Origin of the sequence: Treponema sp., from assembly GCF_017430385.1 — a bacterium.
Classification (GTDB): domain Bacteria; phylum Spirochaetota; class Spirochaetia; order Treponematales; family Treponemataceae; genus Treponema_D.
Window position 1 is genome coordinate 1 of the sequence record NZ_JAFRNB010000087.1, and the last position, 12,277, is coordinate 12,277.

The window sequence follows — 12,277 nt, forward strand, 5'->3', positions numbered from 1 at the left end:
AGAAATCCAGAACATCCGTATACAAAAAAATTGCTTGAAGCCGCAGATTTATGCTCTGATTTTAATAATTCTTCAAATTGACATATTTTTTTATTTAATATAGTCTTAACTTCATGGAAAATGTTTCTTTTGGTACTCTGGAAGAAATCCTTGTTGTTGATGATTCCAGTATGATTCTTTCTTTGATGCGCCGGATTCTTGATAAAAATTACAGCGTGCATACTGTTGCTTCTGGCGAAGAATGTCTTCAATTCGTACAGTCTCACACGCCCGACCTTATTCTCCTTGATTTTCACATGAAAGGAATCGATGGCATGGAGACACTTCACCGCTTAAAAACTGACCCAAATACCAATTTAATTCCTGTGATTTTTCTTACCGGGGATGAGCATAACGAAACAGAAATCCTAAGTCTCCAAGAGGGCGCAATCGACTTCATTTCAAAAAATCCTCTTGTTCCGGGCGTTCTTCTTCAAAGGGTAAAAAACACGATTGCCCTCACTTCCCTTCAACGAAATCTCCAGGAAGAAGTAAACCGCCAGACACTCCAAATCAAAGTCCTTACGCGCGAGATTACAGAGGCACTTTCAAAAACAGTTGATGCAAAAGACCATTACACGAAAGGCCATTCAGCCCGCGTTGCAAAATATTCGGCAGAAATTGCCCGCCGTATGGGAAAATCACCAAAAGAACAGGAAGAAATTTATTACATGGGTTTGCTTCACGACATCGGTAAAATTGCAGTCGCAGGAAGCATTATCCGAAAAAATGCCCGCCTCACCGAAGATGAATTTGAAGAAGTCAAAGAACATCCAATGGCCGGCTACGAAATCCTAAAGACAATCACGGTTTTGCCGAACCTGCCTCTCGGAGCAAAATATCATCACGAACATTTTGACGGCTCAGGCTATCCAGACGGGCTCAAAGGCTATCAAATTCCAGAAGTAGCCCGAATTATTGCCGTGGCCGATGTCTACGATGCCATGACGAGCAAGCGTGCTTATTCCGAAATACGCCCGCAGGCTGAGGTGCGGGCAGAAATTGAACGATGCCGTGGCACTTATTTTGACCCGGACATCGCCAACATTATGCTTCGAATGATTGATGAAGATAAAAATTATTCAATGCGCGAGCAGATTTAGCGTCCTGGTCCCTGAGGTCTTCCGCCTTCCTGTGGTCCCATGTTCTGCCCTGCATTTGAAGCAGTGTACACATAGTTTGAAGTCGATGTGCTGAATGAAGTGCTGCTTGTTCCGCCTGAGATTTCAGGCAAAGTTGTGTACAAATTGTGGAATGCAGTACCGCCGCTTACAGTCACTCCGCTTTTGACAGTGTAAGTCGTGCCAGTTTTGATTTCTGGCGAAGAAAGAACCATAATCGAGCCGACGCTTGAAGGCAATTTATAGGCGAAAACTACATTTCCGCTCGAATCGGTAATTGCCATAGTTGTGTTTGCACTTCCATAATAGCCGTTTGAAAGAACTACGGTACTTTGAGAGCAATTTTTCGGGGAGGTGTAATTGTTCGTTCCTAATCCTACGAGAAGGCCACCAGTAATTGAGAAAGGATAGTTGTCGCAGTCAAAAGCACATTCCGGGGTTGTCACGCCGATTGCGACGATTGTTCCGCCAGTGATTTTTATTCCGTTCGAGCCGTTCGCATCAATAGCGTCATTCTGAGAGCTGCAAGCATAGATTGCGCCACCGTTGATGTAAATTGAGCCACCTGCGTTTATCGCATCGTCCGTGCATTTCAAAGTGATTGTTCCGCCATTTATTGTGAGGTCGCCCTTTGCCTCAATTCCTTCTGGAGAACATTTTTCGCCGGTGCTTGTGTTTTCGTAAGGTGTTCCAGTTGTAGTGATGTCGATTGTGCCGCCGTTTATTTCGATGTATGGATTCGGTCTTGTCGCGCTGGTCTCGCTCAGGAATGTGCTTAATAGCAGAGAAGTGTTAGAATCCTCGTCATCGGCATAATTTCCGATGTAAGTTTCGCTTGATTTCCAATGCGCTGTGATTCCTTTTGCAACAGTGTTAATCGTGATTTTACCGTCGTTTATGATTACAAAGCCACAGCCTCGGTTCCACTGGACGGTCTGAGTGTCCTCATCTTCGTCCTCACCCTCAACTTTGATGCCAACGCTTTCGTCGTCGGTGATTGTCCCCTTGCCTGTGAGGTTAATTGTTCCTCCGTCGATGACAACTCCGTTCAGACTTCGCAAGCAGTCTCGTCCTGTAGTTCCAGCAACAGTTGAATTCAAGGTAATATTTGCGATTCTTATATAATCTTTTGAATAAATCGCGTGCTTGTAGCCTGTGTTCACGACTGACAAAGTTCCGCCCACGCTCGTGGAAGTTTCGCCTGTAAAGATGAGCGCGCCTTTTGCGTAAACCGAGCCTTTTTTGTCATCGTACATTGTTCCGCTCTGATTCAAAACGCGCGTGTCAGTAATTGTGCTTTCTGTTCCAGCCGGAATTACGATAAATGTTCTGTTTTGTGAAGAGAATCTGAGGGCAGGACCATAGCCAGAATCGCTGGTGAGATTTGCATTGTTCAAAACGACGGCCGCATCAGCCTTTTTGTTTTTGATGAAGACCGTGCCTGTGTAAGAGCCGCTCAGGACATATTTGACTTTGCCGCTTCCTTTGTACTGAAGAATCACACCGTTTGAAGCCTCATCAATTTCGTTCGCCTCATCTTCGAGAGTGTTTGACGAAAGAATCATCGTCACCTTTGTGTCGGAAATTTTTCCAAGCGACTGTTCTTCGCTAGTTGCCGTCACAGCATTTGAGGAATTCTCGCCGATGCAAGCCGTAACAGTCGTTCCATCAAAATTGACATAAACAGTGCCGTCAGCCACGAAATTTTCGTACAAATCAGCCTGAATTACAGCACTGGCTTCGGCATAATCCTCGCAGATATAAGTTTCTGCCGATGAAGTTGCATCCTGAACAGTCGTTCCTCCAGTTGTTGTTACAGTCTGGGTAGTCGAGTTTGATGAAGAAGTTGAGTTTTCTTCATAAGACTCTGCGCATCCAATCAAAAAAGCGACAGCCACTTCCATAAGAATCCTTAAAAAGAGTTTTGCCTTTTTCATAACCTGCCTCCTCGTTCGTGATTATGAGTCTATTGCGTTTTCCCGTTAATATCTTGAATATGCACTAAGACGAATCTAAGAAAAGGCTTATTTTATCCTCACTGATTTTTTATTTTATTTTTGAACTTTCTGGCATATAATTTTAATTAATTATGAAATTATTGAAGACTGTTTTTTCCGTAGTCTTAATTTCTCTTTTTATGATGCCAGCTTTTGCTGCTCCTGGAGGCTCCCCCGGTGGCGGTTCTGGCGGGGGTGGTGGAAGTCGCTCTTCTTCCGGCGGTTCACCTGGGGGACCTGGCGGAGGAACAGGAGGTCGTTCTTCTCCGGGTGGTTTTGGCGGCGGACATGGCTCTGGCTCTTCAACAAGTCCTGCAGCTCCGGGAAAATCTAGGGGATCAGGCACTCCTCCCCCAGGCTCACCTGCTCCAGACGCTCCGGCTCCTGGCGGAAAATATTCTCCTTCAGACAGTTTTGGCGGACAATCTCACTCAGCATCAGAATCTTCTTCACCATCCATAATGAATTACCGTGGCACCAGAAAAATCGCTAACAACGGGGAATTTACCATGCAGAGCATAAAAAGCAAGCTTGAAAGCGGTGATAGTCTCACTCTGGAAATTCATTTCAATCAGGGCGTGAATCCGTTGAGTATTACAGGCGAGTCTATTTTTGTTGGCGGTAAATCAGTGCCATCGGAACGCATGACATTCAATAAAAAAGGCGACACCGTAAAGTTTACAGTTTCGTCTGAGAATAAATATTTCTCGCTTCTCGTTCAGCATATAGAAGCTTTTGACGGAACAAAAATCACTCCTGTCGAAATAAAAGATATTAAGGCAGGCTCTACGATAAAAAATCTTGCGAAATAACGGAGGGAAAGATGAATAACATTGACAGTAAAAATGTTAAAATTCTGGTCGTAGAAGATGACAAAGGAATTTCAGATTTTGTAATTCCAGAACTGGAACATGAAGGTTTTAAGGTTTGCCTTGCTGAGACCGGGCGTGCGGCTCTTGAAAAATTTGAGCAGGAAAATCCTGATTTGATTTTGCTCGACATCATGCTTCCAGAATTAAGCGGGCTTGAAGTTCTTCGCCGAATCCGCGCAGTTTCAAATGTTCCTGTTATTCTGGAAACTGCCCGTGGTGAGACAATTGACAAAATCACCGGGCTAAATTCTGGAGCGGATGATTATATCCCCAAACCTTTTGAAATCGAAGAATTACTGGCCCGAATAAACGCTCTTCTAAGGCGCGTAAATTCAATGAGATCAAATGAAGACAAACTTTCAGTGCGCGCTCTTACCCTTAATGTTGGCAGAATGAGTTGTTCTATTGAAGGAAATGAGCTTGTTCTTTCAAAAACTGAGTTTCTAATGCTCAAATGCTTTGTAGAAAACCAAGGTAAAGTTCTTTCTCGTTCAAATATCATCGATGAAATCTGGGGCAAGGGGCATTTTATTGATGAGAATACCGTTGATGTTTATGTTGGCTACCTCAGGTCAAAAATCGCCGAGCATACAAAGGAAGAATACATAAAGACCGTGCGCGGAACTGGCTACATAATGGGATAACGGAGTTTTTGATGCGGATAAAATTCTTCAAGTCATTTTCAGCAAGACTTTCTCTCAGATACATGTTCGTGCTGACCATTGCCGTTGTCCTTCTTTCGGTATTTTTTCTGCTTTTTACGCGGTCACTGGTTAATAAAAATCAGCGGATAGAGCTGGAAATCTCCGAAAAAACTGTTTTCAGGAGTTTTGAGGAATATCGTGCCTCAGCCGAAGACAAGGCAGACTTTATGAGAACTCTCGATTCAATTCCCGGAATGCCTTATTACATAACATATACTGTCTATGATGTGAAAAATTCGATTTTTCTTGCAACAAATGACCCTTTCCTGCCTTATCTGGAAGATTCAAATGGGAAAGTAATGCACTATTTTAAGAAGAACTATTTTTTCGATGGAGATTTGAACATCATTTATTATGCAAAGCGACATTCTGATTCAGAAAATGACATTGTGATTGCGACGGCGATGAATATGGACAACAACGCAATGGCAGAAATGTTCCAGAACCTGCCGTTCGCCCTGCTTTTCACAGTGATTCCGATTCTTGCATTTTCGTTTTTAACTTCACTTTTTATCACTAAAAAAACGATTAATCCTGTTGTAAGAATCACGAAGGCGGCTCAGTCTGTTACTATCGAAAATCTTTCTGATTTGCTGCCGCTTTCTGGCACTGATGACGAGATTGACGAGCTTTCAAAAACCTTCAACTCGCTTTTTTTACGGCTCAAGCTGGATTTTGAGCGCGAAAGACAGTTTTCAAGCGATGTTTCGCATGAACTGAACACTCCGCTCACGGTAATTTCAGGACAGACGAACCTTCTTCTGCGCTGGGGCAAGGACAATCCGGAGCAGCTGGAAAAATCCCTGAATGCAATCAAAACAGAATCCAAGACAATGCAGGCAATCATCGCAAATCTCCTGCAAATTTCCCGGCTCGAAACCGGAAGAATCATGCCCCAGATTTCCCAAGTTCAACTTTCAGAAATGTTCAGGTGGCTCTCAGAAGAATTTGCCGAAATCGCACCACAAGTGCAAATCATTTCCGAAGCAAACGATGTCCAGCTCAACACAGACCCGGAAATGCTTCACCAGATTTTAACGGTACTGATTTCAAACAGCGTAAAATTCGCCGGCTCTGACTGCCAGATTAATCTTCGGGCAGTACAAAACGAAGGCCGCATACTCATCGAAGAATCCGACAACGGCCCCGGCTTTTCCGAAGCAGCCCTTCCCCACATTTTCGAGCGATTCTACCGTGCCGATGAATCCCGCACAAGAAAAATTGCCGGGTCAGGACTCGGACTTTCCATCGCGCAAGCCCTTTGCACCGCTTTAAACGCAAAAATCTCCGCCTGGAATCAACTTCCAAGCGGAGCCTGTTTTTCTATCGAGTTTCAGCCTTAAGCAATGCTAATCTGAATCTTGCGTGGTGCAACTTCTGCTTTGCGTGGGATTCGGACAGTCAAAACACCGTTTTTGAATCCGGCTGTTACGCCCTCAGCATCGATGTCTTTCGGCAATGTGAAGCTTCGGCGGAATGAAGTGCGGCGGCGCTCACGAAGAAGGTACTGTGGTTTTTCTTCTTTTTCCTCGTGTTTATCATGCTTGTCGCTCTTGTCCTCAATCTGTTTGGCCTCAGTTTTTTCAGAAGAGATTGTGAGTACGCCTTCGTTAAGCTCAAGGCTTACATCATTTTCAGTTCTGCCAGGCAAATCCATGTCGAGAACGTAAGAATCTTTGTTCTCAGTTACGTCAACATCCGGAACATTAGAGCTGTTGCAAAGTCCCTCTGCTCCATAAAAATCGTTGTTGAGCCAGTCGTTAAAAAGTGAAAGTGCGTTCATAAAAATCTCCTTCCTGGCTAAGCCAGGTATTGTATGTAATTTAAGTTGAGGATTTTTGTATTCCCCATCAGATTTTGTTCTGACACTAAAGATTTAGCAAGAACCGTGCCAAGAATCAAAATTACATCCTGAAATTTTGATTCTAACTGCTCTTACACCACATCCATGTGGCAAATATCATATTATTCTGGGAGGTCCCGCTTCGCGGTCGGGCTTTCCGCCGTTCCGCGCTCCCGCGCTCCATTCCTACGCTCACTTCGTTCGCTTCGGAACAGCTAACGCTACGGCTACAATCCCTACCTCGTAAACAAATTACCCAATGTGTCAAATTTTCTTTCAAAACTGTGTCAAATTTACCCAGTAATTAAATTTTTCTTATTTTCACTGTTTCACTTTGCTTTTTCTGCGATTTTTTAGTATCTTTATATAGTGAGCGTTTCAATCGAAAACTTTTTGACCAATTTTCTCAGGACTTATCCAATGCCTTTTACCGCAAAGGAATTGCTTGCCATGCTTTGCGGACTTGGGCATAAACTCACATTGAGCGAACTCAAAGATTTCCTTGATAATGATGCCAGAGTTTTTGCCCTCCAAAGAAACATGTACATCACTCGTACAGGCGCATTCACAAACCAGCTTTTCAGTTTCATTCCGACACAGCGCGAAGTCGAGCAGAAGGTTTTTGTTCCTGGCGACCGATGTATACCGTTCGTTGATTTGGATATGCTTTCATTCTCCCTAACATTTGAATTCCTTGGTCAGGAACTTCCAAAAAAAGAATTCGCAACGGACTGCAACACGGCAAGGGATATGTTCTGTCTGTATGGCGACGAATTTTCCGCACAGTACATAAGTTCTGATCCTGCATGTCAGAACCTTCACATCGCCGAGAACAATTTCGAGCTTCCTCTAAAAATGAATCTCACCGGCATATCAATGGAGCCGATTTTTGAAAAAGTTGATTTCAAATATGGCGACAGGATTTTGTGCCGTGTTTACGACTGGGACAAAGGCATCATCGAACTTATCCCGATTCTTACGCACAAGCTCAATCCATTCCAGATAAGCCGCGAGGACATGGAACGCCAGAAATGGTACGAAACTCTTGAAAACGCCCTGCTCGAAAGTTTTGACAGCATGGGGCCGTGCTCCGGCATCGAGGAACAGCTGGCAAATGTTTTCTACGAGCATCGAAAAGATTTGTGCATTCCAGACTGCGGCTCAATTCACGAATTCCTCGACCTTTCCAAAAAAATCGGGCTTGAGCTTTTCGGTGTTGAGACAAGGCTCTGGTTCAAGGGCAAGGATGTTCCAGCTGTCGGCAAATGGAACGAAGGAATGTATGTTGATGACGGCAGGGCAATTCCATTCTTCATGCTCCCGGATTTCGTGATTGACTGCTACATCAAAGACCAGATGTACGAAAAAAAGGACGACATCAACGAAATCATCGAAAAAGCAATTCCAAAAGACATTCCTATCTCAAAAGACGAAAAGAAATTACTCACATTGCAAATCGAGAATAGAAATGCTATACTTCGCAAAAATTATAATTGGTTCGCAGATTTTCCCAATGGTTCGCTTCGGCACAGAGCATTAAAACTTTTCACTGAAGTCGGTTCTCTCGTTTGTGAACTGGATTGCGACAACAAGGAGCTTGATCAGCTTCCTCAGCAGGAACTTGTCACGCTCTCCCAGCTGTATACACATGTCTCGCGTATTTTGGAAATTTTGTCTGATGATTCCGAATGTGCTGAAGACGAGACATGCGCAATGGAGCTTTCCCTTGAAGGCATGGAAATGAACTTCGAGGACATAAAACCGCTATTAATTTCGGCCTTGGATAAGGTCAAAAAGAATAGATTTAATGTTATCTAGCAGGTTTCGTTCAATCGAACTAACTCTGGGCAAGAACATTAAATGAAATCACTTAAAAGGTAGGGTTTTCTATGAACAGTGTGGGAATTGCTGCTGTTGCAAAGTCGATTCGCAGTCTTTCTATGGATGCGATTCAAAAAGCTAATTCTGGACATCCAGGTTTGCCTATGGGAGCTGCCGAAGCTGCAGCTGTGCTTTACGGTGAAGTCCTAAAACACAATCCGGCTAATTCAAAATGGGCAGACCGCGACCGTTTCGTTCTTTCTGCTGGTCACGGCTCAATGCTTCTTTATGCTGCATTGCACCTTGCAGGCTACAAAGTATCAATGGACGACATCAAGAGCTTCCGTCAGGTTGGCTCAAAATGTCCTGGCCACCCGGAATACGGTGATACAGACGGCGTTGAATGTACTGCAGGTCCGCTCGGACAGGGTGTTTCAATGGCTGTCGGTATGGCAATCGCAGAGTCAATGCTTGCCGCCCGCTTCAACACAGCAAATCACAATATCGTAGACCATTACACATATTCTTTGGTTGGCGAAGGCTGCTTGCAGGAAGGTGTTGCTTCTGAAGCTTCTTCTCTCGCTGGTCATCTCAAACTCGGAAAGCTCATCGTTCTTTATGATGAGAACAAAATTTCAATCGACGGATGCACCGACATCACTTTCACAGACGACATCGCAAAACGCTACGAAGCTTACGGCTGGCAGGTTCTCCGCGGAGACATGTACGATGTTGAGGGCATGGTTAAGCTCATCAACGAGGCAAAAGCTTGCTCAGACAAGCCATCTTTGATTATGCTCAAGTCTGTAATCGGTAAAGGCGCACCAAAAGAAAACACAGCTGATGTTCACGGTGCTCCTCTCGGAGTTGACGGCGTTAAGGCTGCCAAAAAGACTTTGGGCTTGCCAGAGGACAAAGATTTCTATGTCGTTCCAGAGGCTTACGAGTTCTTCAAAGAGAAGGCAAAAGATTTCGCAAAAGCAGAAGCCGACTGGAACGCAGAGTTCGCTGCCTGGGCAAAAGAAAATCCGGAGCTCAAAAAACAGTGGGATGCTTTCCACTCAGACGCTGCTACCGCAGAAGTTCCTGATTTTGAATACAAAGTCGGTGATTCATGCGCAACTCGAGACGCATCTGGAAAAGGCCTCAACATGATTGCTGCCCGCTACGGCAACTTGGTCGGCGGTTCAGCAGACTTGATGGGCCCGAACAAAACAGCATTCAAATCTTACGACGAAGGAACATATTCTCCAGAAAACCGCAAAGGCCGCTACATCGAGTACGGAATCCGCGAGTTCGCAATGAGCGCAGTTTGTGCTGGTATCTCATTGCACGGCGGTTTGCGCCCATTCTGCGCTACATTCCTTGTATTCGCTGATTACCTCAGACCAAGCTTGCGCGTTGTTTCTTTGATGAAGCAGCCAGTAATCTATGTATTCACACACGATTCAATCTATGTTGGCGAAGACGGCCCGACACACCAGCCAATCGAGACAATGACAAGCTTGCGAGCAATTCCAGGCGTTCAGGCAATCCGCCCAGGCGACCCGGAAGAATCAGTCGAGGCTTGGAAAATCGCTTACTCTTCAAAAGATCATCCGGTTTGTATGGCTTTCACTCGCCAGGCTCTCCCTGTTTACGAAAAAGCAGACAAAAACTGGAAGAAAAACATGGCTGAAAAAGGCGCATACATCGTTCAGGAAGGAAGCGCAAATCCTGACATCACAATCCTTGCAAGCGGTTCAGAAGTCAGCATGGCTTTGGATGCAGCAAAAATCGTCAGCGGCAAAACAATCCGCGTAGTTTCTGTTCCAGATTTGAAGAAATTCGAAAATCTTTCAAAAGCAGATCAGGATGCAATCATCGGAAACACAAAACGCATCGTTTGTACAGAGGCTGGAATCAGTATGGAGTGGCTTCAGTTCACTTCAAAAGAGAACTGCTTCTGCATCGACCGCTTCGGTGAGTCTGGTCCTGCAAAGAAAGTTGCTGAAGACATGGGCTTCACAGCAGAAAAACTTGCAGAACTTTTGAAATAGGTCAAATAAGTAATTAGCCCCGGAAAAACTTTTCGGGGTTTCATAATCAAACAAAAAAGGGTCTGTCCGTAAATGAAGTTTTAATTACTTCCCGGACAGCCCCGATTTTTTCTAATCAGGCTTAGTTTTTAGACTCTTCCTGAAGCTTCTTTTTATAAGCTTCCAGCTCCCGTTCACGCTTTGCAAGCTGCTTCTGATATGCAAATTTGTATTCTTCCTTTTTGCCTTCAGCTTCGTAGCGGTGAGCACGATAAACACCGTTCAAAGCAAGTGGTGCTCCAATCGGAAGAAGGACGATGCTGTAGCACATTACGCAGCCAACGGCAGTCTCCGTTTGGCTTCCGCTGTAAGAAGAAGCCCACTTGTCCGGCAGATAGCCGCCTGAGCCAATTGGCTGATAATTTGTGTTTTCCCAATCGATATCATCTCTGTTCATTGAGGCACAGCTGGAAAAAATCAATGATGCTGACAAAATTGCGAAAAGCAATGACTTGATTTTCATTTTAAACTCCTTAAGTTTTATTGGGGAAATATACTATACCCCCCCTAAATAAATGTCAAGTATTTTTTCAAGATTTTATTTCAGCAGTTTGTTAAGCGTTGCATCTCGCTGGCGCCAGTTTTTATCAACTTTTACCTGCAAATCCAAGTCAATTTTATAATCAAAGATTTTTCGCAGGGCTTTGATGCTTTCTACGCGGATTGTTTTAATCATCTGCGCGCCTTTTCCGATTACGATTCCTTTCTGGCTTTCCTTTTCAACGCAGAGGAACGCACGGCACCACATTTTTGTTGGCGAACGCATTTCCATGTCGGCAATCTGGACATAAACGGCGTGCGGAACTTCCTGATCGAGGCGATTGATTGCCTGCTCACGGATAACTTCGGCAATTCGGAAATCAACTTCCTGATCAGTGTAAAATTCCTCGCTATAAAGATGCGGGCCTTCTTTTGCCATGTCAAAAAGAGCCTTCAAAACCTCGTTGATTCCGACATCATTTTTTGCAGACATTTCAAGAATCCGATTTTCAGGAACATTCGGCAGATGCGCCTTGATGAATTTGCGGACATGCTCACGAAGCGTATAAGGGCCATCGATTTTATTGATTGCGATGACAAGTTTATCCTGATGTGACTCCAAAAGTTCAGTAATCAGTCGCTCTTCTTCGGCGCAATTTCGGCTCGAATCGATGATATAAAGCACAAGATCGCTCGAATCAAGCTGGTCGGCGACGATATTTCTCATTTTGAGATTCATTTTCTTTTCGGAATCGTGGTAGCCCGGAGTATCGACAAAAACAAGCTGTCCGAGCGAAGTGTTTACGATTCCACGGATTGCGTTTCGGGTAGTCTGAGGCATTGCGCTGACGATTGATACAGGCTCGCCAGCCGCAGTGTTCAAAAAGGTGGATTTTCCGGCAGAAGGCCGGCCAATGATTGTGACAAGCGCGGTTTTCGGGCCTACAGGAGGCTGTGCGTTTTCAGATTCATTTTCAGTGATATTTTCTTCCATATTTGTGATTTTAATGGAAATAATTTTATTTTTAAAGAGTCCGGGGCGTTGCGGGGTGCGGTTCTGGCATAGCCCTTACCGAGACTCGTCTACAAACTCGTCTTACGAGTTTGTTCGCCTAATGGCGACCGACTCCCTACCCCGCAGAGGGGGTAGCGGAAAAGCGAAGCTTTGCAGCGAGGGGGAGACCAGGGCATCCGCATCAAAAGCACTCTGCAATTGAATTCTTAACAAGTATTGTATTTAAAGATTAGGCGAGATGATAAAATAACTTCGGGTAGTAAAAATGACATTGAAGGAAACATTCGAAGAAATCACGGACGACAGA

Annotated in this window: 10 protein-coding genes; 6 read left to right on the plus strand and 4 right to left on the minus strand. The window is 44.5% G+C overall.

The features are described 5' to 3' along the window. Positions 1 to 113 precede the first annotated feature (113 nt). On the plus strand, positions 114 to 1,142 hold the full coding sequence (locus IJJ71_RS05940) for an HD domain-containing phosphohydrolase (protein WP_296845912.1): 1,029 nt from the start codon (positions 114 to 116) through the stop codon (positions 1,140 to 1,142). On the opposite strand, the gene IJJ71_RS05945 is transcribed toward IJJ71_RS05940, so the two are convergent. Next, positions 1,139 to 3,097 (minus strand): carbohydrate-binding domain-containing protein, encoded by a 1,959-nt coding sequence (locus tag IJJ71_RS05945; protein ID WP_296845913.1) that lies wholly within the window; start codon positions 3,095 to 3,097, stop codon positions 1,139 to 1,141. The two genes, IJJ71_RS05940 and IJJ71_RS05945, sit on opposite strands and share 4 nt — an antisense overlap. 152 nt (positions 3,098 to 3,249) lie before the next feature. On the opposite strand from IJJ71_RS05945, the gene IJJ71_RS05950 reads away from it, so the two are divergent. From IJJ71_RS05950 to IJJ71_RS05960, 3 genes are read left to right on the plus strand one after another with little or no spacing between them, the layout of a single operon-like run. Beyond that, complete coding sequence (locus IJJ71_RS05950) at positions 3,250 to 3,969, plus strand: hypothetical protein (RefSeq protein ID WP_296845914.1); 720 nt, start codon at positions 3,250 to 3,252, stop codon at positions 3,967 to 3,969. A gap of 11 nt (positions 3,970 to 3,980) precedes the next feature. After that, the gene (locus IJJ71_RS05955; RefSeq protein ID WP_296845915.1) at positions 3,981 to 4,673 is read left to right on the plus strand and encodes a response regulator transcription factor; all 693 of its coding nucleotides are present in this window, start codon (positions 3,981 to 3,983) and stop codon (positions 4,671 to 4,673) included. Positions 4,674 to 4,684: 11 nt separating this feature from the next. Beyond that, positions 4,685 to 6,076, plus strand: a complete 1,392-nt coding sequence (locus tag IJJ71_RS05960) for a sensor histidine kinase (protein ID WP_296845916.1) — start codon at positions 4,685 to 4,687, stop codon at positions 6,074 to 6,076. Here IJJ71_RS05960 and IJJ71_RS05965 read toward each other — a convergent pair. Beyond that, the gene (locus IJJ71_RS05965; protein WP_296845917.1) at positions 6,073 to 6,516 is read right to left on the minus strand and encodes an Hsp20/alpha crystallin family protein; all 444 of its coding nucleotides are present in this window, start codon (positions 6,514 to 6,516) and stop codon (positions 6,073 to 6,075) included. The two genes, IJJ71_RS05960 and IJJ71_RS05965, sit on opposite strands and share 4 nt — an antisense overlap. A 480-nt stretch (positions 6,517 to 6,996) precedes the next feature. Between IJJ71_RS05965 and IJJ71_RS05970 the strand changes: the two genes are divergently transcribed. Both IJJ71_RS05970 and tkt read left to right on the plus strand, forming a co-directional pair. Continuing rightward, positions 6,997 to 8,394 carry a hypothetical protein gene (locus IJJ71_RS05970; protein ID WP_296845918.1) on the plus strand — a complete coding sequence of 466 codons (1,398 nt, stop codon included), beginning with the start codon at positions 6,997 to 6,999 and terminating at the stop codon, positions 8,392 to 8,394. Positions 8,395 to 8,465: 71 nt separating this feature from the next. Next, a complete protein-coding gene (tkt, locus tag IJJ71_RS05975) occupies positions 8,466 to 10,436 on the plus strand; it encodes a transketolase (protein ID WP_296845919.1) in 1,971 nt (656 codons plus the stop codon). A gap of 121 nt (positions 10,437 to 10,557) precedes the next feature. Here the strand turns inward: tkt and IJJ71_RS05980 are convergent, their stop codons facing one another. Together IJJ71_RS05980 and era are read right to left on the minus strand one after the other, a co-directional pair. Beyond that, positions 10,558 to 10,938, minus strand: a complete 381-nt coding sequence (locus IJJ71_RS05980; protein ID WP_296845920.1) for a hypothetical protein — start codon at positions 10,936 to 10,938, stop codon at positions 10,558 to 10,560. A 75-nt stretch (positions 10,939 to 11,013) separates the two neighbouring features. Beyond that, on the minus strand, positions 11,014 to 11,949 hold the full coding sequence (gene era, locus IJJ71_RS05985) for a GTPase Era (protein WP_296845921.1): 936 nt from the start codon (positions 11,947 to 11,949) through the stop codon (positions 11,014 to 11,016). Positions 11,950 to 12,277 lie beyond the last annotated feature (328 nt).